The 19,408-nt window shown below is 69.8% G+C and carries 19 protein-coding genes and 4 pseudogenes; 12 read left to right on the top strand and 11 right to left on the bottom strand.

Annotated features, from left to right (window positions below; translation table 11 throughout):
* The first annotated feature begins 26 nt into the window (after nt 1-26).
* Nucleotides 27-992 carry a pirin family protein gene (locus tag Q4V64_RS04400; protein ID WP_124437249.1) on the top strand — a complete coding sequence of 322 codons (966 nt, stop codon included), beginning with the start codon at nt 27-29 and terminating at the stop codon, nt 990-992.
* 301 nt (nt 993-1,293) lie between these two features.
* Complete coding sequence (locus Q4V64_RS04395; protein WP_172628983.1) at nt 1,294-1,752, top strand: SMI1/KNR4 family protein; 459 nt, start codon at nt 1,294-1,296, stop codon at nt 1,750-1,752.
* Between the two features lie 383 nt (nt 1,753-2,135).
* On the opposite strand, the pseudogene Q4V64_RS04390 reads toward Q4V64_RS04395, so the two are convergent.
* Nucleotides 2,136-2,264: pseudogene (locus Q4V64_RS04390) on the bottom strand (type II toxin-antitoxin system Phd/YefM family antitoxin); the annotation flags it as partial.
* A gap of 257 nt (nt 2,265-2,521) precedes the next feature.
* Between Q4V64_RS04390 and Q4V64_RS04385 the strand changes: the two are divergent.
* Nucleotides 2,522-3,760 (top strand): MFS transporter, encoded by a 1,239-nt coding sequence (locus Q4V64_RS04385; protein WP_253266698.1) that lies wholly within the window; start codon nt 2,522-2,524, stop codon nt 3,758-3,760.
* On the top strand, nt 3,757-3,915 hold the full coding sequence (locus Q4V64_RS04380) for an NUDIX hydrolase (protein WP_253266685.1): 159 nt from the start codon (nt 3,757-3,759) through the stop codon (nt 3,913-3,915). Before Q4V64_RS04385 ends, Q4V64_RS04380 begins: the two co-directional genes overlap by 4 nt.
* A 260-nt stretch (nt 3,916-4,175) precedes the next feature.
* On the opposite strand, the pseudogene Q4V64_RS54735 reads toward Q4V64_RS04380, so the two are convergent.
* The 3 genes and pseudogenes from Q4V64_RS54735 to Q4V64_RS04360 form a co-directional block, all read right to left on the bottom strand.
* A pseudogene (locus Q4V64_RS54735) lies at nt 4,176-4,561 on the bottom strand (IS5/IS1182 family transposase); the annotation flags it as partial.
* An 83-nt stretch (nt 4,562-4,644) separates the two neighbouring features.
* The gene (locus Q4V64_RS04365) at nt 4,645-5,865 is read right to left on the bottom strand and encodes a metallophosphoesterase (RefSeq protein ID WP_124437245.1); all 1,221 of its coding nucleotides are present in this window, start codon (nt 5,863-5,865) and stop codon (nt 4,645-4,647) included.
* Nucleotides 5,866-6,025: 160 nt separating this feature from the next.
* Nucleotides 6,026-6,913: a pirin family protein gene (locus Q4V64_RS04360; protein ID WP_253266683.1), complete on the bottom strand. Its 888-nt coding sequence runs from the start codon at nt 6,911-6,913 to the stop codon at nt 6,026-6,028.
* Between the two features lie 398 nt (nt 6,914-7,311).
* On the opposite strand from Q4V64_RS04360, the pseudogene Q4V64_RS04355 reads away from it, so the two are divergent.
* Both Q4V64_RS04355 and Q4V64_RS54730 read left to right on the top strand, forming a co-directional pair.
* Nucleotides 7,312-7,803 (top strand): annotated as a pseudogene (locus tag Q4V64_RS04355) (ATP-binding protein); the annotation flags it as partial.
* A gap of 10 nt (nt 7,804-7,813) precedes the next feature.
* Nucleotides 7,814-8,119, top strand: coding sequence for a helix-turn-helix domain-containing protein (locus tag Q4V64_RS54730; RefSeq protein ID WP_124437328.1), 306 nt, complete (start codon nt 7,814-7,816; stop codon nt 8,117-8,119).
* 15 nt (nt 8,120-8,134) lie between these two features.
* On the opposite strand, the gene Q4V64_RS04350 is transcribed toward Q4V64_RS54730, so the two are convergent.
* Complete coding sequence (locus tag Q4V64_RS04350; protein ID WP_124437244.1) at nt 8,135-8,740, bottom strand: TetR/AcrR family transcriptional regulator C-terminal domain-containing protein; 606 nt, start codon at nt 8,738-8,740, stop codon at nt 8,135-8,137.
* A gap of 145 nt (nt 8,741-8,885) precedes the next feature.
* On the opposite strand from Q4V64_RS04350, the gene Q4V64_RS04345 reads away from it, so the two are divergent.
* Both Q4V64_RS04345 and Q4V64_RS04340 read left to right on the top strand, forming a co-directional pair.
* Complete coding sequence (locus Q4V64_RS04345) at nt 8,886-10,379, top strand: APC family permease (protein ID WP_124437243.1); 1,494 nt, start codon at nt 8,886-8,888, stop codon at nt 10,377-10,379.
* A gap of 50 nt (nt 10,380-10,429) precedes the next feature.
* The gene (locus tag Q4V64_RS04340) at nt 10,430-12,043 is read left to right on the top strand and encodes an amidohydrolase (protein WP_124437242.1); all 1,614 of its coding nucleotides are present in this window, start codon (nt 10,430-10,432) and stop codon (nt 12,041-12,043) included.
* Here the strand turns inward: Q4V64_RS04340 and Q4V64_RS04335 are convergent.
* Nucleotides 12,024-12,518, bottom strand: coding sequence for a carboxymuconolactone decarboxylase family protein (locus Q4V64_RS04335; RefSeq protein WP_124437241.1), 495 nt, complete (start codon nt 12,516-12,518; stop codon nt 12,024-12,026). The genes Q4V64_RS04340 and Q4V64_RS04335 overlap by 20 nt on opposite strands.
* Nucleotides 12,519-12,714: 196 nt before the next feature.
* Here Q4V64_RS04335 and Q4V64_RS04330 point away from each other — a divergent pair.
* The 3 genes and pseudogenes from Q4V64_RS04330 to Q4V64_RS04320 all read left to right on the top strand — a co-directional run.
* Nucleotides 12,715-13,363, top strand: a pseudogene (locus Q4V64_RS04330) (pirin-like C-terminal cupin domain-containing protein); the annotation flags it as partial.
* Nucleotides 13,364-13,385: 22 nt separating this feature from the next.
* The gene (locus tag Q4V64_RS04325) at nt 13,386-13,724 is read left to right on the top strand and encodes a GNAT family N-acetyltransferase (RefSeq protein WP_303708951.1); all 339 of its coding nucleotides are present in this window, start codon (nt 13,386-13,388) and stop codon (nt 13,722-13,724) included.
* 45 nt (nt 13,725-13,769) lie between these two features.
* The gene (locus Q4V64_RS04320) at nt 13,770-13,898 is read left to right on the top strand and encodes a hypothetical protein (RefSeq protein WP_301184609.1); all 129 of its coding nucleotides are present in this window, start codon (nt 13,770-13,772) and stop codon (nt 13,896-13,898) included.
* Nucleotides 13,899-14,045: 147 nt separating this feature from the next.
* On the opposite strand, the gene Q4V64_RS04315 is transcribed toward Q4V64_RS04320, so the two are convergent.
* The 5 genes from Q4V64_RS04315 to Q4V64_RS04295 all read right to left on the bottom strand — a co-directional run bounded on the left by Q4V64_RS04315 (nt 14,046) and on the right by Q4V64_RS04295 (nt 18,498).
* Nucleotides 14,046-14,771: an LLM class flavin-dependent oxidoreductase gene (locus Q4V64_RS04315; RefSeq protein ID WP_124445080.1), complete on the bottom strand. Its 726-nt coding sequence runs from the start codon at nt 14,769-14,771 to the stop codon at nt 14,046-14,048.
* A 138-nt stretch (nt 14,772-14,909) separates the two neighbouring features.
* Nucleotides 14,910-15,881 (bottom strand): pirin family protein, encoded by a 972-nt coding sequence (locus tag Q4V64_RS04310; protein ID WP_124445079.1) that lies wholly within the window; start codon nt 15,879-15,881, stop codon nt 14,910-14,912.
* Nucleotides 15,882-15,911: 30 nt separating this feature from the next.
* A complete protein-coding gene (locus Q4V64_RS04305) occupies nt 15,912-16,289 on the bottom strand; it encodes a DoxX family protein (RefSeq protein WP_124445078.1) in 378 nt (125 codons plus the stop codon).
* Between the two features lie 427 nt (nt 16,290-16,716).
* Entirely contained in the window at nt 16,717-17,433 is a 717-nt protein-coding gene (locus Q4V64_RS04300) for an NADPH-dependent F420 reductase (protein ID WP_124445077.1), read from the bottom strand.
* A gap of 30 nt (nt 17,434-17,463) precedes the next feature.
* Nucleotides 17,464-18,498 carry an LLM class flavin-dependent oxidoreductase gene (locus Q4V64_RS04295; RefSeq protein WP_124445076.1) on the bottom strand — a complete coding sequence of 345 codons (1,035 nt, stop codon included), beginning with the start codon at nt 18,496-18,498 and terminating at the stop codon, nt 17,464-17,466.
* A gap of 120 nt (nt 18,499-18,618) precedes the next feature.
* Between Q4V64_RS04295 and Q4V64_RS04290 the strand changes: the two genes are divergently transcribed.
* The gene (locus Q4V64_RS04290) at nt 18,619-19,092 is read left to right on the top strand and encodes a MarR family transcriptional regulator (protein ID WP_124445075.1); all 474 of its coding nucleotides are present in this window, start codon (nt 18,619-18,621) and stop codon (nt 19,090-19,092) included.
* Nucleotides 19,093-19,408: the final 316 nt, after the last annotated feature.

Here is a 19,408-nt window from a genome sequence, read left to right as displayed (position 1 = left end):
GCCCGCACGGGGCTAGGTTGAGCGGCATGAGCAATCTTGATCGCGAGGCGGTTCCCGCCCTGTGCGGCGGCCGTGGCTTCGTGGTGGCCGAACCCGTGCGCGAACTCCTCAGCCCGCGCCACGTCAAGCTCGGCGAGTCGAGCGAGGTCCGCCGGCTGCTGCCCAACCTGGGCCGCCGTATGGTCGGCGCCTGGTGCTTCGTCGATCACTACGGTCCCGACGACATCGCCGACGAGCCCGGCATGCAGGTGCCGCCGCACCCGCACATGGGGCTGCAGACGGTGAGCTGGCTGCACGAGGGAGAGGTGCTGCACCGTGACTCGACGGGCAGCCTCCAGACGATCCGCCCGCGCGAACTGGGCCTGATGACCTCCGGCCGGGCGATCAGCCACTCCGAGGAGAGCCCGAAGTCCCACGCCCGCTTCCTGCACGGCGCCCAACTGTGGGTCGCCCTCCCGGACGGCCACCGCCACACCGACCCGCGCTTCGAACACCACGCCGAGCTGCCGCAGGTCACGGCACCTGGCCTGACGGCCACGCTCATCCTCGGCGACCTCGACGGAGCGACCTCGCCCGGAACGACGTACACCCCGATCATCGGCGCCGACCTCGCCCTCACCCGCGGCGCGGACGTGCGTCTCCCGCTGGAACCCGACTTCGAGTACGCCGTGCTGTCCATGTCCGGCGAGGCCCGGGTGGACGGTGTGCCGGTGCTGCCCGGCTCGATGCTCTACCTCGGCTGCGGCCGCACCGAACTCCCGCTGCGCGCCGAGTCGGACGCGGGCCTGATGCTCCTGGGCGGTGAGCCGTTCGAGGAGGAGCTGATCATGTTCTGGAACTGGATCGGGCGGTCGCAGGAGGAGATCGCACAGGCCCGTGCGGACTGGGTGGAAGGGATTCGGTTCGGCGAGGTGAAGGGGTACGACGGGGCTCCGCTGCCCGCCCCCGAGCTGCCGCCGGTTCCGCTGAAACCGCGTGGAAGGGTCCGTTGACCTGCGGTAATGATTGTCCTCTGGTGGCAGCTCTGCCGTGGCGCCGGTGCGGGGCGACGGTGCTCGCGCTGTCGCATTGTGGAGAGTCGACAAGATCCGCTGCCATCGCTGCATGCAGCACTGCTCTTCCGGTCCGATGCGAGAAGTACCGTGCCGGAGGATCACCAGCAGATTCTTCCTAATCTTGGCATCGTCCCGGCGATTGCCCGGCGACGAACACGGCACGGCACGGCACTGGCCTGGGCACCTACCGCTGGGTGGTCGAGAGGAGGCGACTAGGGTCTCGGAGGCCCTGAAGGCCATGCAAGACGAGTTCGAGCGCCGGCACGGCTTTCCCCCGGGAGCCAATGAGGTCCGGCTGGCCGACCACGCCGACCAGGCCGCGGCTCGCACGCTTGCCCAAGTCGGCATCGTCCCTGCTGACCTGGTCACCCTCTACGACAGCATCGGCGACGTCACCTGGGCGGACGTCGGCAACGGCTACTTCGTCGACCCGGCGGGTGATGTCCTTCTGCAGTTCAAGGAGTACGGCGCTGTCGTTGTCGGCGCGGACGAGAGGGCCGGTGGCCTGGTCATCGGCTCGAGCGGCGGCGGCCTGTCCTATGTCGCCAGCCCTGGCGGAGTGATCTACCGGACGCGAACGGCGTCGCTGGACGAACCCGATCTCGACCGTGTGGCTGATGACCTGCGGCAGTTTCTCGAGCTGCTGGAGCGGTCCCTGACATGGTTCGTCGCTAACGGCGAGCCGGGATGCCTGTAGCTGGGTCCTCATCTCGGCTCGTGGGTGGGGCAGTGTCATAGTCCCTGGCGAGCAACGCCAGTCCGTATCTGATGGTCGCCCGTTGGCCGCACCTTCCTCCCTCGCGTTCGTGCAGGTTCGCGGAGGGATCCCCCTGACGTCCCCTGCTTGAAGGCACACGCCCGCGGCAAGGGGAGCCCGAGCCGCTGCAGTGTCTCGAGGCTGGGCCGCCGGGCCCACTTTGCTGTCGCGGTAAGGGAGTTGTGGCTGGCTGCGGTCATCGCGCACACGCCAATCGCAAGTCGCCACCCATCAGGTGTACGGGAGTTCGCGGGTCAGGCCGCCAGGCAGACTGCCCCCTTTGGACGGCGGACCGTCGGCCCTTGCGGACAAGGAACGACCCGAGCCGACACGCGGGCGACGAGCGGCTTGCCGTGGCGGGTCAGGACGACCTGCTCCCCGCCGTAGACGACGCGGTTGATCAGCTCCGCCGGCTCGGACCGGGCTTGCGTCAATGGACTCTTATGGGCCATGCTGCGTATCTTACAGTCTGTACAATCTGTACGTTATGTGGGGGAGCCCTTCCGCCGAGGTGATCACACGCCACCAGTCGGTCGGCTGCGCACGTGACCGACCGAAAGAGAGTTGTTTGAAGTGAGGGGGAACCTGGTCCGTCGGATCCCTGCAACGCTCCCTGGCATCCCCGCTGTTCGAAGCCGTGTGAGTGCCAGAAGTGCCAGGTGCCGGGCCCGGGCCTGGCCTCCATCCCGAAGGAACAGTCTTGTTCAGTGTGCTGCGGGTCCGGGACTACCGGTTTCTCGCGTCCGGTCAACTGCTGTCCAGCCTTGGCGACTGGTTCCTGCTCCTCGCCGTCCCGTACTACGTCCTGGAGCTGACCGGCTCCGCCATGGCGTCGGGTTTCTCGATGGCTGCGGGAACGGTCCCGGCGCTGGTACTCGGTCCGCTGGCCGGGGCGCTCGTCGACCGCTGGAACCGGCTGCGCGTCATGATCGCCGCGGACCTGGTCCGCATGGTGGCGGTCTCGCTGATGCTGTGGGTGGACAGTCCGGACGAGGTGTGGCTGATCTATGTCGCGTTGATCCTGGAATCGTCCCTGAGCCAGCTGTTCAACCCGGCTTCCGCCGCCCTGCTCCCGCAACTGGTCGGCCGTGAGGGCGACCTCCACTCGGCGAACTCCCTGAGCGCCCTGATCGTCGGCTCCATCCGGCTCGTCGGCGGCCCGTTGGGCGGGGCCGTGTACGGCGGCCTCGGTTTCACGGCAGTCGTCGCCATCGACACGATCAGCTACGCGTGTTCGGCACTGTGCCTCTCGATGGTCCGCTACCGGCCGCGGACGACCGCGCGCCGAAGCACCGGGGCGGGGCGCGGGCAGGTACACAGGCTGGTCGCCGAGATCCGCGACGGAGCCGCACAGATACGCCACAGCCCGTGGCTGGCGGCGCTGGCGGCAGCCGGTGCTCTCTTCGCGATCGCCACGTCCGCCGTGAACGTCGGCCTCATACCGTACATGGACCGGGTCCTGCACGCCTCACCACAGATCCTCGGCCTGCTCTTCGGGGCTTTCGGTGCGGGGTTCCTGCTCGGGGTGCCGCTCAGCCGCGCACTCGCCCGGAGGCTCGCCGACCGGACTGTGCTGGTGGGCTCCCTCGCAGTGCTCGCCGTGGCCTTCGCGGCGACATTCAACACCCCTGTGATCGGGTGGAGCGCCGTACTGTTCCTCACCATCGGGGCACCCATGGTCTGTTTCACCATCACGAGCGGGACGTTCGTCGCCCGTCACACCCCTGACGCCGTGCTGGGCAGGGTCAGCGCCACCAACGGATTTCTACAGGCGGCGGCCTCCTTGTCGGGCATGCTGGCCGGCTCACTGCTGAGTGAGGCGCTGGGTGTCGTGACGATGATGAACCTGTGCTGCGTCACCGTCGCACTGGCCGCCGGAACGATGCTGTTCATGCCGCGGCGTCAGCCCCCCATCCCCGAGGATGTGCCCCTCAAGGAAGCGGCGTGACCGTGGACGGCCGGCCGTCTCGTCATCCAGCTCGACGACCGGGCGAGACCCCTTGGCAGGCAGCGGTGCGTGAATGCCATGAGGAGACGGGGCTGACACTCGACGCCGAACCCAGCCTGCCGACCGTGCACTTCCTGCCACCGCTCGGCGACTGAACCACCCACAAGATCGGCTTCATCTTCGACGGAGGCCGTCTGACGCAACGGCATCGGTGAGCGGTGGCATGCCCGGTACATACATGAATCGCACCTGATGCCATGTCAGAGGATCAAAACTATTCCCTGGCGGGGTCCTCGGCCGCGGTGATCCGGACATCCTCCGTGGCCCGGCCGAGTTCGTCCAGCCGCTCGGTCAGCTGTGCGATCTGCTCCCGCGCCGTCTCGGCCTGCGCGGCGATCTCCTGTTCTGTCACCACCCAGTACACCCGCGACTCGCAGGTGCGGGGCTCGTGCTCGTAGTCGCACCAGCGTTCCACCGTTTGGGGATCGGCACGAACCCGGTCTGCGCGGGGTTGCGCTCCACGACCTCCACCTCGATGCCCACGTTCTTCCCGTGCGTGACGACGGCGTTCTCGTGCACCGACGCGGCCACCACGACCACCGCGATCACCAGCCCCAGGACGTCAACGGCCAGGCCGCGCTTGCGGCCCGGTACTTTTTTGCCGCATCACGCCCCGTCGAATGCCCGGGCACCCCAGCCGCGGCGTGCACGCTCTGGGTGTCGAGCACCACCAGGCTGCCGGCGCAGCAGGTCGGGGATGATCTGGTCGGTGCCGTCGTCGCGCCAGGTGCAGAAGTAGTACTTCACCGCGCCGGGCGGCGGGAAGTGGCCCAGGCAACCGACTTCAGGATCCAGAAGAACTCAGTGTGTCGGCCCGCCCAGTGCTACGGCGAGGTGGGCAGGTGCGGGGAGCGGAGCACGAGCAGGGTGATCTCGCTGGGGGCGAAGACGCGGAACGGCGGGCCCCAGAAGCCGGTGCCCCGGCTGGTGTAGAGAAGAGTGCGGGTGCCGTGGCGGCTGAGGCCGGCGAGGGCGGGCTGGTCGATGCGGACCAGGTGGTGGAAGGGCCAGATCTGGCCGCCGTGGGTGTGGCCGGAGAGTTGGAGGTCGATGCCGTCGGCTGCCGCCCGGTCGACGAACTTGGGCTGGTGCGCCAGGAGCAGGACGGGTAGGTCGGGGTCGGCGCCGTTCAAGGCTCCGGCGAGGTGGGCGCGGTGGCCTGCCAGGCCGGAGGACTCGGCGGTGACGTCATCCACGCCGGCGACCACGAGGGTGTCGCCTCCGCGTTCGAGCAGCAGATGGCGGTTGCGCAGCGGCTCCCAGCCCAGCTCGTCCATCAGGTCGACCCAGCCCTGGGCCTCGCTGTAGTACTCGTGGTTGCCGGTGACGTATACACGGGCCCGGGTGGCCCGCACGGTTGCGAGTGGGGCGGCCTGGGCGCGACGGCGTTCGGCCGTGCCGTCCGCGATGTCGCCGGTGTGGCAGACCAGGTCGGCTTCCAGAGTGTTCACCGTCTCGCATACCCGCGCCGACCAGCGAGTGCGATCGAGCGGGCCGTAGTGGGTGTCGGTGATGAGGACGACGCGGATGCCGTCCAACCCGGCACCCAGCCGCGGGAGTTGCACGTCGAGGCGGCGCACGCGTGGCACGCGGCGGGCTTCGGCGTACCCCCAGGCGAGTAGTACGGCGGTGATGCCGAGGACGGCCCAAGTGACGATTCGGGCCCGGTCCTGACTGTCGCCGACGCCGGCCATGGCCAGGGCGAGCCGCAAGAAGACGCCGAGCAGGACGGACCAGGTGAACAGAACCCAGCTCGTGCCCAGCAGGGTGTCGCCGATGATCGCTGCCCGGTCCTGCTGGCGCCGGCCGTGACCGCGCACCATCGCGAGCGGCATACATATGAGGCCGAGGGCGAACAGGGCGGTGCCGACCAGCGTGACGGGCAGCGGCCAGTGCTGGCCGGTGTGCAGGAGCATCCAGCAGGGCACGGCCCACAGCAGGACGGGGGCGATCAGGGGGAGGTAGCGCATCAGGCGGTGCAGTCGGCTCTGCCGCGGAGCTTGCGCTTCGCTGTCGGCGGGTCGGGTGTTGCTGGTATCGGTCACGCTTCCACTTCCTGCCCAGGCTGCCGTCTCGCGCACTGTATCCGGTCGTCCTCGACCGGCCGCTACTGGTGAAAGTCCGAGGTTGGCCTCTGTCGGAGTTCGTGCCCTGGGATCCGGATAGTGCCCTGCCGAGAAGATGTGCCGCGATGGGTTCCTGAAGTCATCGGTACTGCAGCCGCGCCTGGCGGGGGACGGCGCCGAACCTGCCGGCGTGGAAGTCGCGGAACGCCTGCTCGATCTCGGCCTGGGTGTTCATGACCATGGGCCCGCCCATCGCGACGGCCTGTCGGATGGGTGGCCCACTGAAGGTCAGGATCTCGGTGGGGGTGTCACCGTCACCGGTCCGCAGCCCGATGACAGACAGGTCCGCGTCCGGCAGAGGATCGGACCAGGCCGTCTGCCGCGCGGTCACGGTGCGGCCGGCGATGCTCACGGCGCCGGCGAGCACGGTGAAAAACGCTCGGTCCTGGCCGGGCAGGACGTGATCGAGGCTCCGGCCGGGCTCCATGGTGATCACCGAGCCGGAGATCGGCCAATGGGTGAGTGCCGGGCCGGTCAGGCCGCCGGCGGCGCCGGAGATGAGGTCGATGTGGGCACCGTCGTGGTCGATGGTCGGCCGGCCGGTGGCGAGCAGGTCCTGGTAGCGGCTGTCGACCATCTTCTTGTCGGCCGGCAGATTGACCCACAACTGCAGTATGTGCGCGCGTTCATTGCGGAAGGCGAGTTCGCGGTGGATGATCCCCTGACCGGCGGTCATCCACTGGATGTCTCCAGCGGTCAGTGTGCCGCTGTTCCCGATGCTGTCGCCATGCTCCAACACCCCGTCCAGTACCAGCGTCACCGTCTCCAGGCCCCGATGCGGGTGCCACTCGAAGCCGGGCTCCGAGAACAAGTCGTCGACCAGCACGAGGAAAGGGTCGGTCAGTGCCGGGGCCTGCGGAGAGAACATCAGGCTTTTGTCGTCGACCTGAGCGTCCGGGCCGAGATGAATCCTCTCCTCGATCCGGGCGACGGTTCGGCGCGAAATCTGCTGCTGTGCCTGCATCATGTGCCTCCGCACAACCCGTGGCGTTGATGTGTTGTGCAAGTCAAGCAGCTCTTAGATGATGCGTCAACAGTTGGCTGATCCGTGCGATGCGACCCGACGAAGGCGAGGACGTGCCGAGGGCGGGGGTCTGCACCCGGCGGCCGCGGATGGTGGTGGGTGTGACGCGGGTGTGATGCCCGGAGTCGCCTCAGGCGCACCCGTGCTCGCCGCCCGCACGAGCTTGCTCGCAGGTTCCTGACGCCGTAACAGGTCGGATGTATGTCACCGGGTCTCCGTATGCGCGCAGGCGCTGAGCCGCACGGCACACCCGGCGTCGACCGGTGCCCGCGCGACCGTCCTGCCCTGGCTCTCCTGGACGAGTCCGACCTGGTCATGAGGGATGGAAGGGCATCCGGCACATGCCTTGGCCCAAGGTACTCTTGGGCCGCATGGGAGACGCCCGGTCAACATCATCAGGGGACTTCCGTCCGGCTGCGGGCGGCAGTTGTACGCGGCTGATAGGCCGACGCCGTGAGCGCGAGACCCTCAACGCCCTCGTGGACGCCGTTCGCGCGGGGGAGAGCCGGGCCCTCGTCGTCAGCGGTGAGCCGGGCGTCGGGAAAACGGCACTGCTTGACTGGCTGGTCGACGAGACATCGGGTGTCCGCATCGTGCGCGCCACCGGTGTCCAGGCGGAGATGGATCTGCCGTTCGCCGCGCTGCACCAACTGTTGGCGCCCATGCTGGACCGGCTGGACCGCTTGCCGGTTCCGCAACGCGACGCCCTGCGCACGTTCTTCGGTATCAGCCCGGGAAAGGCGCCGAATCGGTTCTTCGGGGGCTTGGCCGTCCTGGGCCTGCTTGCCGATGTCGCCGAGCAACAGCCGCTGATCTGCGTCATCGACGACGAGCAATGGCTCGATCGCGCCTCGGCGCAGGTGCTCGCGTTCGTCGCCCGCCGCCGACCACCACATCTCGGTCCGCTCCCTGCATGCCCTGTTCCAGCAGCGGGGCGAGACGCTCGGCGACCACATCCGGCGACGGCGCCTGGACCGCATCCGCCAGGACCTGACCGACCCCGGCCTGGCCCACCTTCCGGCCTACGCCGTGGCGGCCCGCTGGGGCATCACCGACCCGAGTTACTTCGGCAGAGTCTTCAGGGCCGCGTTCGGTGTCTCCCCGCGGGAGTTCCGCCGGTGGTCGCTTCCCGGCGCCGCCGGAGAGTGACCGCGCCCGCTGCCGTCAGGAGGCGATCAGGGATCGGCAGTGGGCCAGGAAGCCGTCCAGCGCAAGGTCGAACGCGGCGTCGGCGCGGTCGGGGCCGACGGCGGCCAGCGCCTGAGCGAGCAGCGGGGTTGCGCCGTCGGCGTCGGGTTCCCACATGGCCTCGGGCGCGGCCAGATCGAGCGCGGAACCGAGGACGAGGTTCTCCAAGGCGGTGAGGACCGCCATGACGCGGTCCTTGGGGAAGCCCGCGTCCAGCAGGAGAGCGACCGCCCGCTCGTACTGGGCCAGTGCGTGGGGTGCGCGGACGGGCGCCGTGGCGAGCAGCGGGATGGTGCGTGGGTGGGCGGCGAAGGCGGCCCGGTAGGAGCGGGCCCAGGCGGCGAGGGCGGTGTCCCAGGGGCGCAGGTCGAGGGTGGCCGGGTCGATGGCGCCCGCGACGCGTAGCCGGATCAGTTCGACGATGCCGGCCCGGCCGTCGACGTGGTGGTAGATCGAGCCGGTCTGGACGCTGAGCTTCCTGGCGATCTGCGGGACGCTGAAGTCGCCGTCGCGGTCGACGAGTTCGAGCGCGGCGGTGCCGATGCGCTCCCTGTCCAGCAGGGCCTTGCTCGGCCGCCCCATGCGTCGTTCTCCTTGGTCGTTTCCACTCGGGTCTTCCCAGGGATGGGGCCCAGGGCTACATTACCGAAACCGAAAGGCTTTAGGTTTAGCTCGCCGGGCGGTCCCCTGCCGCCGAACGGCGCCGTCCGAAAGGTGCCCAGCCGCCATGGCCTCGACCACCAGACCCGAACGCGTGACCGCCGCGGGGGCCGACTCCTCGCTCCGCTCCGGCACCCTCCGCGCCGGTGACATCACCTTCCTCGTCGTCTCCGCCGCCGCCCCGCTCACCGTCATGGCCGGCGTCGCCCCGTTCGCCATCCTGCTCGGCGGCATCGGCGCCCCGAGCGGCTATCTCATCGCCGGCGCCGTCCTCGTCCTGTTCGCGGCGGGCTTCACGACCATGAGCCGGTACGTCGGCAACGGCGGTGCCTTCTACGCGTACGTCACCCGCGGCCTCGGCCGGCCCGCGGGGGTCGGCTCGGCGGCCCTCGCGCTGCTGTCGTACAACGCGATGCAGATCGGCATGTACGGACTGCTGGCCACCACCGTCCGCGACGCGCTGCAAGCGCTTTGGGGAGTCGGCGTGCCCTGGCCGGTGGCCGCCCTCGTCGGTGTCGCGGCCGTCTGGTTCGCCGGGTACCGCAGCATCGACTTCGGGGCCCGGGTGCTGGGCGTGCTGCTGGTCGCCGAAGCCGGCATCCTCGTGGTCCTGGCCGGCGGGGTGCTGGCGGACGGCGGCGCGCAGGGCATCCACTTCGACTCCTTCACTCCCGGCAACGCCTTCACGCCCGGCACCGGCGCCCTGCTCGCCTTCGCTTTCGCGGCCTTCGTCGGCTTCGAGTCCACCGCCATCTACCGATCCGAGGCCCGCCGGCCGGAGCGGACGATCCCCCGCGCCACCTACGCCGCCGTCGGCTTCCTCGGCCTTTTCTACGCCTTCGTCGTGTGGATCGTCGTGCAGGCGTTCGGCGCGCGGGGTGTCATGGCCGCGGCCGCCGAGGACCCCGCCGCGCTGTTCTTCACCGCCACCACCCGGTACGTCGGCGGCTGGGCGGCGGACGTGATGCACGTCCTCATCGTCACCAGCGTCTTCGCCGCGCTGCTCGCCTTCCACAACGCCATCAACCGCTACACGCACGCCCTCGCCCACGAGGGGGTGCTTCCCGCGGCCCTTGGCCGGGTGCACCCGCGGCACCGCTCGCCGCACATCGCCGGAATCCTGCAGACCGCGCTCGCGGCCCTGGTGGTCCTCGGCTTCGCCGCCGCCGGCGCCGACCCCTACGAGCGGCTGCTGCTGTGGGTGAACACCCCCGGTGTGGTGGGCATCGTGCTGCTTCAGGTGCTGACCGCGGCCGCCGTCCCGGTCTTCTTCCGCCGCATCAGTCACACCGAGGGTGTCTGGCGGGCCGTGGTGGCCCCGATAGCCGGGGCCGTGCTCATGGGCGCCGCGCTGTACCTGATCATCGACAAGGTCGAGTTGCTGACCGGCGCCGGGACCGGCACCAACGCGGCGCTCCTCGCGCCCGTCCCGCTGGTCTTCGCCGTCGGCGTCGCCCTCGCGTACCGGCTGCGTCGCACCCGACCGCAGGTGTACGAGGCGTTCGCCGCCGAGCCCGACACCGACAACCGGCCTGCTGGAGACCCCGACACCCCGCAGTAGCCACTGCGCCCCGTCACCCCCGTAACGAGCCGCCGCGAAAGGCGATCCACGTGCCCTTCACCCACGCCGACACCGTGCTGGTCGGCGCCACCGTCCGCACCCTGGACCCGCGGCGTCCCCTGGCGACCGCCGTCGCTGTCAGGGACGGCCGTATCGTGGCGGTCGGCGAGGGGGCCGACGTACGCCACTGGCGCGGCCCCCGCACCCAGGTCGTCGACCTCGGCGGCGCCACCCTCACCCCCGGCCTCACCGACGGCCACACCCACGCCGTCAAGGGCCTCGAACTCGCCCAGGGCATCGACCTCTCCGGCTGTAGAACCCTGGACCAGCTGCGCGCCGCGTTGCGCGAGGCCGCCCGGCGGGCCGCCCCCGGGTCGTGGATCACCGGCTGGAACCTCGACCACAACACCTTCGAGGGCGGCCCCATCAGCCGCCACCTCATCGACGACGTCGTGGGCGACATCCCCGCCTTCCTACGGCTGTACGACGCTCACTCCGCGCTCGCCGGCTCCGCGGCCCTGCGTGCCGCCGGGGTCGACGGGCCACGCCGCTTCGACCAGGGTGCCGCCATCGTCTGCGACCCCGACGGGCGCCCCACCGGTCACCTCGTCGAACAGGCCGCCATGGAGACCGTCGCGGCCCTGATCCCGCAGCCCTCTCATGCCGAGCGCCGCAAGCACCTGCTCGCCCTACTGGCCGACATGGCCGCCACGGGCCTCACCGGTGGCCACGTCATGGACCTGGAGACGCCCGACGCGCTCGATCTGCTCACCGCCATCGAGGACGAGGGCGTCCTGCCCCTGCGGTTGCGCATCGCGCCCTGGTGCCAGCCCGGCGCCGGCCCCGACGAACTGCACCGGCTGATCGCCCTTCAGGGGCGCGCCGGACGGCACTGGCGGGTGGCGGGCGTCAAGCTGTTCCTCGACGGCACCGTGGAAGGCGGCACCGCCTGGCTCGACCATCCCGACTGCCACGGCGCCGGCACCGAGCCGTTCTGGCCCGACCCAGCCGCGTACACCCGCGCCGTGCACGCCCTCGACCGCGCGGGCGTGCCGACCGCCACCCACGCCATCGGCGACGCCGCGGTCCGCCGCGTCCTCGACACCGTCCAGGCTCTCGGCACCCCGCACGTCCGGCATCGTGCCGAGCATCTGGAGACTGTGCCCGACGACCAGATCCCGCGCTTCGCCCGGCTAGGCGTCGCCGCCTCCATGCAGCCCGCCCACGCCACGTACGCCCGGGCGGACCACAGCGACGAGTGGTCCCGCCGACTCGGTCCTGAACGCGCCGCCCGGGCCTGGCGCTGTCGCGACCTGCGCGCCGCCGGAGCCACCCTCGTCCTCGGCTCCGACTGGCCCGTCGCCCCCTACGACCCACGCGGGGTACTCGCCGCCGCCCAACTGCGCCGCCACCCCGGCGACCCCGGCACCCCGCCCGTGCGACCCGACCAGGCGCTCACCCCCCTGGCCGCCCTGGAGGGTTACACCACCCACGCCGTGCTGGCCGCGGGCGAGGAGGACATCGCCGGACGCATCGCGCCCGGCTTCCGGGCTGACCTCACCGCCTTCACCGTCGATCCCCTCACCACCGCCCCCGACGAACTTGCCGACGCCCCGATCCGGCTCACGATGAGCGGGGGTCACATCACCCACCGGTCACAGTGACACCGCTTTCCTCGCCCGGGGCACCTCGATTCGCCCGTACCGGGTGCTTGCTCATGATCGAGACCCGGTTGAAGGCGTTGATGGTGACCGCTACCCAGATCGCTGCTGAGATCTGGTCATCGGTGAGCACGTGTCGAGCGGCCTGGTAGGCGGCTTCCTGTGCGACGGCATCGGTGGGGTGGGTCGTGGTCTCGGCCAGTGCGAGGGCCGCGCGCTCCGTGGGGGAGAACGCCTCGGTGTCCCGCCACGCGGCCAGTACTCCCAGCCGCTGCGCGGTCTCGCCTTCGCGTACGGCGGCCTTGGTGTGGGTGTCGAGGCAGTAGGCGCAGCCGTTGATCTGTGACACGCGGAGGTTGATCAGCTCCACGACGGTGCGGTCGAGCCCCGCCTCGGCGGCCACCGCGCGTACCGCTTCCGATGTCTGCAGCAGGGCGTGGAAGGCCTTGGGGCTCTGTTTGTCGATGAAGATCCGCATGTCTCCCGCTCGTTGTCTGCTCGTTGTGGCCTTCGCTCTATGATCATGGCATCATAGTTGATGCAACAACTAGATTCCATGGGGGGTGGTCCCGGTGAGCAATGCCGAAGCCGAGCCGGCAGTGATGAGATGCGGGTCGCCGGCCGACGACGTACGGCCGGCCGGGGCGCCCCGGGTTGACGTGCTCGCCGCACGGGACGTGCACCTCATGACGGGCGGGTACGGCATCGCCCACTCGGAGGTCTCCACCCCGCGCACGACCGTCGTCCACGGCGTCCAGCTGTGGGTGGCGTTGCCCCAGGAGCACCGCAACGCGCAACGGGACTTCCAGCACCATGTGCCCGATCCCGTGCCGATGAAGGGGGGCCGAGGTCAGGGTCTTTCTCGGCTCGCTCGCCGGTGGGGTCTCCCCGGTGCGGACGTTCACCCCGCTGCTCGGCGTCGAGATCATCCTCGAACCGCGGATGACGGTCGCCCTCTGCGTGGACACCGACTTCGAGCACGGCGTCCTCGTGGACAGCGGGGACGTCAGCGTGGACGACACCCTGCTGCACCGGGCGGAGCTGGGCTATGTCCCGCCCGGTGCCGAGGCGTTGACGCTGATGAACGAGTCGGAGGCTCCGGCGCGGGTGATTCTGCTCGGCGGCACGCCGTTCGAGGAGGAGATCGTCATGTGGTGGAACTTCATCGGCCGCACTCACGAGGACATCGTCAAGGCCCGCGAGGACTGGCAGTCCTCCTCCGACCGCTTCGGCACGATCGAGGGATTTCCCGGGGGCCGGCTTCCCGCGCCCGCCCTGCCCAACGCCACCATCAGGCCGCGCCGCAACCCTCCGCGTCGCTGATCTCTCTCAGAAAGGCACCCCCATGAGCGGGCCTTCTGCCGCCCCGGTCGTCGAGCGGGTGGACGCACACCATCGGTACGAGATCGTGGTCGACGGCAAGCGCGCCGGCGTGACCGAGTACCGCGACCGCGGTGAGCAGCGTGTGTTCTTCCATACGGAGGTCGGCGACGCCTACGCCGGACAGGGCCTGGCCGTACAGTTGGTGCGGCAGGCGCTCACCGACACGCGTGCCTCCGGGAAGCGGATCGTGCCTGTCTGTCCGTGCGTGGCCAAGTTCCTGAAGAGGCATGACGAGTTCGCCGACATCACCGACCCCGTGACCCCTGAGGTCCTGCGGTGGCTGGAGACGCACCTGGGCTGACCTGTCGCGCACAACGGGACGACGTCCGGGATGAGGGCCATGGCGGTGACCATCAGTCCACCCGCCCCGATTCCCTGCACCGCCCGGGAGGCGATGAGCATCGTCATGCCGCCCGAGAGGCCGCAGAGGAACGAGCCCGTGATGAAGACGATCGCCGACACGGCGAAGATGTGAGTCCGATGGCGAGGTTGCGCAGGGTGGCCATGGCGCGGTGGTGTGGCCTCACAGCGGCCTCGCCGGTGTGGAGCTCAGTTCGACGTACGCCTCACGAGTGTGGACGTGTCCGCCGGTGGGGCGAGCGGCCGGTATCGGACGGACCGGTCAGCTACGGGATGTCCCTACCAGTTCCCGTACGGCGGGTGCGACTTCTTCGCCGAACTGCTGGATCGCGGTGGGATCGTCGCCGGCCAGGATGTAGCCGGAGATGCCGTGTTCGAGGGTGATCTCGGTGAGTTGTTCGGCCCACTGGGTGAGTGGTCCGCCGAGGGCTTGGGAGCCGCCGGCTGAGGAAGGGGCGCCGATGTTGAGCAGCCGGCGCACCGATGCGGGGTCACGCCCTACCGCCTCGGCGCCCGCGAGGCGGTAGTGGGTGCCGTCCATACGCACTGCTCCGCGCGTCTCGGTGTCCCACATCTCACGGATGATCGTGATGGCTTCTTCGAGGGCGTCGACGGACTCGCCGGGTGTCAGCCGTCGGCCGCCGATCGCTTCGATGGCATCCCAGAACCCGCCGGCCCCCAGCGCCAGTTCGACACGCCCGCCGCTGAGCAGGTCCAGCGTCGCCGCACCGCGGGCGATCACCACGGGCTGGCGCATCGGCAGGTTCATCACATTGGGCGCCAGCTTGATACGGCTCGTCGCCGCGGCGAGGTACGAGATCAGTGTCCAGGAGTCGAGCAACCGCGGTTGGTAGGGATGGTCCTGGAACGTGGCGATGTCGAGCCCGGCCCGCTCGGAGAGCCGGGTGAGCGCCACGACCTGATCGACCTGATCGGCACTCGGCGTGATGAAGCTCCCGAAGACCAACTCGTGCGGCTGCTTGGGCATATCTCAGCGCTCCCTCAGGCTGGCCGTTGGACTGGCTCCGAAGCTGGAGATGGATACCGGGCGTCCCAGTCGACGTGGAGGACTTGGGAGGCCGTGCGCATCTGGCCTGTGCTTGGTCGGGCTTTCCCGCACGAAGGTTCAGGACGTGTGGGGGAGGCGTTGGGCGGGGATGACGCCCAAGCGCCCCGCCTGGTAGTCCTCGAACGCCTGCTGCACCTCTTCGCGGGTGTTCATCACGAACGGGCCGTACTGGAAGACGGGTTCGCGGATCGGGCGGCCGCCCAGCACGAAGAGCTCCAGCTTGGGGGAGTGGGACTCCTGGGCGCGATCTGCCGTCAGGTGCAGTGCGTCCCCAGAGCCGAGGACGGCGAGTCGGCCCTCCTGAATGGGGCGGGCTTCGGTGCCGACCGTGCCGTGGCCTGCCAGTGCGTAGACCAGCGCGTTGTAGGAGGGGTTCCACGGCAGGTCGACCTGGGCGCCGGGCTCGATGGTGAGATGGGCGACGGTGATCGGGGTGTGGGTGACGCCGGGGCCGGTGTGTCCGGCGATGTCGCCGGCGATCACGCGGATCAGCGCGCCGCCGTCCGGGGTGGTGACCAGCCCGGTGTGCTTGCCGCGGATGTCCTGGTACCGCGGGGGGCTCATCTTCTGGGCGCGGGGCAGGTTGACCCACAGCTGCGCACCGTGGGCCACCCCACCGCTTTGGACCAGCCACTCCGGAGGCTGCTCGATGTGCAGGATTCCGGAGCCTGCGGTCATCCACTGGGTGTCGCCGTCGGTGATGAGGCCGCCGCCTCCGTTGGAGTCCCGGTGTTCCACGGCGCCGTCGATGAGGTAGGTGACGGTCTCGAAGCCGCGGTGCGGATGCCAGGGGGTACCCATGGGCTCGCCAGGGGCCTGCTCGACCTCGCCGATGTGGTCCATGTGGATGAACGGGTCGAGCTCGGTCGGCGGTACTCCGGCGAAGGCACGGCGGACCGGGAAGCCCTCGCCCTCGAAGCCCTGCTGGGCGGTCGTCAGGCTGCGGACGGGCCGGAAGGCGGTGCCGGCCGGGTCCAGCTCCGGCAGGCGCGGCAGGACCAGGACGTTGTCCACGGTGATCGCGGGCATGTTGGCTCTCCTTTTCTCTGTCTGTTGCTGTCAGAAGGCGTGCGGGCCGAAGCGGCCCCAGGCCACGAAGACGGTCAGGGCGAACAGGACCACGTTCACGACGACCGACTGAAGCTCCCCGCGCCGACTGTGCGTGATGGCGGCGCCGAACATGGTCAGTGCCAGGCCCGAGGCGGCCAGCGGAACGAGGTCCGGAGCGATGTCCACCGCCGCGGGCAGAATCAGTCCGAGTGTGGCGAGGACTTCCAAGAGGCCGATTGTCTTGATCATCGCCGGGGAGAAGTCCTCGGCCCAGCCCATGGAGGGGGATGCGATGAGTTTCTCCTTGGGCTGGGCGAGCTTGGCAGCGCCGGCCCCGAGGAAGACAAGAGCGAGCAGGGCCGCGACAGCCCACAGAGCGACGTTCACAGGTACCTCTGGTGATCGGTGGTGGTCCCGTAGAGCTGGTCCCACTCGTAATGATTGATGTGTCATCTAACTTAGAGGGGGAGTGGATGACATGTCAAGTAGTGAGGGTGGCCTGGAGAACGCCCTCCATGGGGGCGGGTCCGCCGTGTCCCTCGGCGGGCGCCCTGGGGGCGAGTGTTCTTGACCATGCGTTTCATCGCATGTGGCCCCCAAGAGGGCTCCGCTCAGCAGGCTGAGGAGAGATGGTCGGCGCAGCGTCCTGGACGCGCAGGCCATGGCGCACCTACGCCTCACCGGCGCCCGGTCGCGGGTGCTCCACGACCCGGCCGCTGCCGGCCCCGCCCCACGGCACGAAGCCGACCTCCTGGGCGAGATGAACATAGATGGCGCATCAAGTAAATGCGTCGGAGCGGCGCGAACGATGCCCCTACGACGGCTCAGGCGCCGGTTCCAAGAGGGCGGCCCGGGCGGCGGCGACGGCCCGTCCGCCCTCCGACTCCGGGAAACGCTGGAGCATCGCGCGCAGCTCCTCGGCGTCGACGTTGGCGCCGAACGGCTCCGTGCCCGGCTCCAGCCGTACCCCCGAGGCCAGCGGGCCCGCGACGACGGGGTCGAAGCCGAGGCCGTCGACGAGGCGCGAGACGGTGATGAGGTCCTCGGGGTCGTCACCGGCGATGGCGATGGCCTTGCGGCCAGGGATTCCGGCGGGCCGGGCCCCATCCTCGAGGTCGTGGTAGCCCACGTGGTTGAAGGCCTTGACCACGCGCGCGCCGGACAGGAACTCCTGCACGATCTCGCTCGACGAGGTGCGCGGGTCGGTGAGGTCCGCGCGGATGCCGTCGACCTCCCACCAGTAGTTCATCGCGTCGATGACGATCTTGCCCTCCAGCGCCGCCGCCGGAATGCTCCGGTACTTGCCGAGGGGGAGGGCCAGGACGACCACGTCCGCCTTCGCCGCCGCCTGAGCCGAGGTGACCGGGAGCGCGCCGGGGGTGAGGACTTCGACAGTGAGGGCGATCCTGCCGGGGTCGCCGGATCCGGCGATGAGCACGCGGTAGCCGGCCGCTCGGGCCAGCCGCGCGAGCACGGTGCCGACCTTCCCCGCGCCCAGGATGCCGACCGTTTCGATGCCTGTGCTGGTCATGTCTGTTCCGTTCGGGAGGGTGGGGCGGTGTCAGTCGGCGAGGATGTCGCGGACCATCGGGAGGACCTTCGTGCCGTACAGCTCGACGGCACGTAGCCGGGCGGTGATCGGCTGCGCCCCGGTGGTGTAGATGAGGTCGAACCGGCCGACGCCGAGCGCCTTGATGGCGCGGGCCATCTTGCGGGCGACCGTCTCCGGCGAGCCGATGTACAGGGAGCCGTGCTCGATCTCGTTCGCGTACTCCTCCTTGCGGACCGGCGGCCAGCCGCGCAGCGCGCCGATGCGGTCACGGATGACCTTGTAGTGCGGCCAGTGCAGTTCTCGGGCCTCCTCCTCGTCCGTGTCGGCGATGAAGCCCGGTGAGTGCATGCCGACGGGGTGGGCGGTCGTGCCGAACTTGTCGGTGGCGCGCTGGTAAAGGTCGATGTAGGGCGCGAAGCGTTCCGGGCTGCCGCCGATGATGGCGATCATGAGCGGGAAGCCGTAGTGCGCGGTGCGGATGACCGACTGGGGCGAGCCGCCGACACCGACCCAGGTGGTCAGGTGCCCGGATTCGGTCTTGGGGAAGACGTCGGCGTTGTCGAGCGCGGGTCGTTTGGTGCCGTTCCAGGTGACCGGCTTCTCCTCCAGCAGTTTGGCGAAGAGCTCGATCTTCTCCTCGAACAGCACGTCGTAGTCGCTCAGGTCGTAGCCGAACAGGGGGAACGACTCGGTGAAGGAGCCGCGCCCGAGGATGACCTCGGCCCGGCCGTTCGAGAGCGCGTCCACGGTCGAGAACCGCTGGAAGACCCGGACCGGATCGTCGGAGCTCAGCACCGTCACGCCGGAGGAGAGGCGGATCCGCTCGGTGCGGGTGGCGATGCCGGCGAGCACGGTCTCCGGGGTCGAGATGGCGAACTCGGGGCGGTGGTGCTCGCCGAGGGCGAGGACGTCGACGCCGGTCTCCTCCGCGAGAACGGCCTCGTCCACGACCTGCCGGATGGCCCGTGCGTCGGACACCGGAGTGCCGGAGTCGTCCTCCGGCACATCGCCGAACGTGTCCAGACCGAAGACGAGAGCAGACATGGCTGGGTTTCCTTCGTGGGTAGGTGTCGGCACCTGCGGAGCGATCTCGTGAAGAAACTGGTTGACGTATCAATAGTGACCCGCTTTAATTGATGTGTCAACAAAAGGGATGGTGGAGAGATGAAAGGGCCACGCAAGGCGCTGCCCAGCACCGAGGAACTGCGGATCTGGCGCGACTTCATCGAGACCACGGAGGCGCTCCGGTCGGAGCTCGCCGCACGCCTGCAGAGCGAGTCCTCCCTGTCGCCCGGGGACTACGCCGTTCTCCTCGCCCTTTGCGAGGCGGAGAGGCGCCGGCTGCGCCCCTCCGTACTGGCCTCCCGCATCGGCTGGCAGCGCAGTCGTCTCTCGCACCATCTCCGGCGTATGGAGCGGCGAGGGCTCGTCCGGCGCGCGGAGTGCGCCGCCGACAGCCGGGGTGCCGAGGTGGTGCTGACCGATGAGGGTGCTGACGCGTTCCGGCGCGCATCCCTTCCCCATCTGCGCGCTGTCCGTGAGCTGTTCGTCGTCCCCCTCACCCGGGATCAGCTGGCCGCGGCCGAGCAGCTCGCGACGACGCTGCGGACGGGGCTGGAGTCGTTGCGGAGCGCCTGACCGCTCCTCGTGCGACCGCCGCGGCGTTCCGCGAAGCAGGCGTCACGGCGGGGCGACCGGCTCGCGACCGCACGGGGCGCATCCGCCGGGAGAGGGACGGCACAGGGGCCACACCGGTCCGGCCGGTGAGCCCCGGTGGTCATCAGTCGGCGGTGCTGGGTTGATGGAGGTTGTCCACGCCATGTCTGCGCGCGTACTCGGTGAGCTTCCGAGGCGCGCCCGCTCGATGTGCTCGGTGAGCACTTCTACGGCGGCGTCGAATCGCGGCGCTGCCGCGGGCATTGGAGCTGGCCGAAGTGGTGGCCGGCAGGGCGCC

The sequence above is a fragment of the Streptomyces sp. NL15-2K genome, from assembly GCF_030551255.1.
In the GTDB taxonomy this organism is placed as follows: domain Bacteria; phylum Actinomycetota; class Actinomycetes; order Streptomycetales; family Streptomycetaceae; genus Streptomyces.
Note: the sequence above shows the minus strand (reverse complement) of the source record. Positions and strands in the feature narration are given on the sequence as shown.

Excerpts from the sequence above, each read along its gene's own strand:
- Q4V64_RS04400 (WP_124437249.1), top strand. The coding sequence starts at position 27 with ATGAGCAATCTTGATCGCGAGGCGGTTCCCGCCCTGTGCGGCGGCCGT.
- Q4V64_RS04395 (WP_172628983.1), top strand. The coding sequence starts at position 1,294 with ATGCAAGACGAGTTCGAGCGCCGGCACGGCTTTCCCCCGGGAGCCAAT.
- Q4V64_RS04360 (WP_253266683.1), bottom strand. The coding sequence starts at position 6,913 with ATGATGCAGGCACAGCAGCAGATTTCGCGCCGAACCGTCGCCCGGATC.
- Q4V64_RS04350 (WP_124437244.1), bottom strand. The coding sequence starts at position 8,740 with ATGGGGCGGCCGAGCAAGGCCCTGCTGGACAGGGAGCGCATCGGCACC.
- Q4V64_RS04345 (WP_124437243.1), top strand. The coding sequence starts at position 8,886 with ATGGCCTCGACCACCAGACCCGAACGCGTGACCGCCGCGGGGGCCGAC.
- Q4V64_RS04335 (WP_124437241.1), bottom strand. The coding sequence starts at position 12,518 with ATGCGGATCTTCATCGACAAACAGAGCCCCAAGGCCTTCCACGCCCTG.
- Q4V64_RS04325 (WP_303708951.1), top strand. The coding sequence starts at position 13,386 with ATGAGCGGGCCTTCTGCCGCCCCGGTCGTCGAGCGGGTGGACGCACAC.
- Q4V64_RS04315 (WP_124445080.1), bottom strand. The coding sequence starts at position 14,771 with ATGCCCAAGCAGCCGCACGAGTTGGTCTTCGGGAGCTTCATCACGCCG.
- Q4V64_RS04310 (WP_124445079.1), bottom strand. The coding sequence starts at position 15,881 with ATGCCCGCGATCACCGTGGACAACGTCCTGGTCCTGCCGCGCCTGCCG.
- Q4V64_RS04300 (WP_124445077.1), bottom strand. The coding sequence starts at position 17,433 with ATGACCAGCACAGGCATCGAAACGGTCGGCATCCTGGGCGCGGGGAAG.
- Q4V64_RS04295 (WP_124445076.1), bottom strand. The coding sequence starts at position 18,498 with ATGTCTGCTCTCGTCTTCGGTCTGGACACGTTCGGCGATGTGCCGGAG.
- Q4V64_RS04290 (WP_124445075.1), top strand. The coding sequence starts at position 18,619 with ATGAAAGGGCCACGCAAGGCGCTGCCCAGCACCGAGGAACTGCGGATC.